The organism is Allobosea sp. P4_C6 (genome assembly GCF_056402015.1).
The window spans coordinates 1-858 of record NZ_JBFUIF010000298.1 but is presented as its reverse complement, the minus strand read 5'-3'; the positions used below and the strand labels follow the sequence as shown (position 1 = coordinate 858).

The 858-nt window shown below is 61.4% G+C and carries 2 protein-coding genes; both read left to right on the top strand.

All coding sequences use genetic code 11. The features are described from left to right. On the top strand, positions 1-214 hold a 214-nt coding region (locus AC1DVA_RS28785), incomplete at its 5' end, for a hypothetical protein (protein WP_476808187.1). Then, positions 174-719, top strand: a complete 546-nt coding sequence (locus AC1DVA_RS28780; protein WP_265055216.1) for a TRAP transporter small permease — start codon at positions 174-176, stop codon at positions 717-719. The genes AC1DVA_RS28785 and AC1DVA_RS28780, both read left to right, overlap by 41 nt. Positions 720-858: the final 139 nt, after the last annotated feature.

Sequence of the window (858 nt, the reverse complement as noted above, 5' to 3'; positions counted from 1 at the left end):
CGCATCGGTGGCGGCTCACAAGCGCGTGGCCGACGCTATTGCCGCTCGCTCCCCGGACGAGGCCCGCCAGGCCATGGCCGAGCTGCTCGCGATGGCCCGCGCGGATATCGAACACGGCGCCGACCGGCGTCTTGATGAAAGCCCCATAAAAAGAAAATCCGAGGAAATGCCGCATGATAGCCATCGCCGAAAGGTGGATCTTACGCGCGCTTGAAGCCGTTCTCGTCGCCCTGCTTGCCGGAATGGTGGTGATGGTCTTCGGCAATGTTGTGCTGCGCTATGCCTTCAACTCCGGCATCAACGCGTCGGAGGAGTTGTCGCGTTATTTCTTCGTCTGGCTGACCTTCATCGGGGCCGTCGTGGTGATGCGCGAGAACGGGCATCTTGGCGTCGACACTTTCGTCGGTACCCTCGGTGACGCTGGCCGCCGCATCTGCATGATCCTGAGCGACCTAATCGTCTTCGCCTGTTGTCTGATGCTGCTCGAAGGCACCTGGAAACAGCAGGAGATCAACGCCAGCTCCGTCGCACCGGTCACCGGCATCAGCATGGCCTATGTCTACAACGTGCTCTACTTCGCCGGCATCGGGATCGGCCTGATCACGCTCGCCCGGCTCTACCGTGCGTTGACCGGCAGACTCGGCCCGCATGAACTCGCGGAATTCGTTGGCGACTACAGCGCCAGCCCCTCGCATGACCTGAAGGGGCACCTGGAATGACCGTCACGATCTTCCTGGTCTCGCTCTGCGGAGCGATGGCGCTCGGCATGCCGATCGCCTTTGCGTTGATCGTCTGCGCGGTCTGCCTGATGCTGTGGCTTGGTGTCTATGACACCCAGATCATCGCACAGAACATGAT

Coding starts and splice junctions, on each gene's coding strand:
- AC1DVA_RS28780 (WP_265055216.1), top strand. CDS start 174: ATGATAGCCATCGCCGAAAGGTGGATCTTACGCGCGCTTGAAGCCGTT.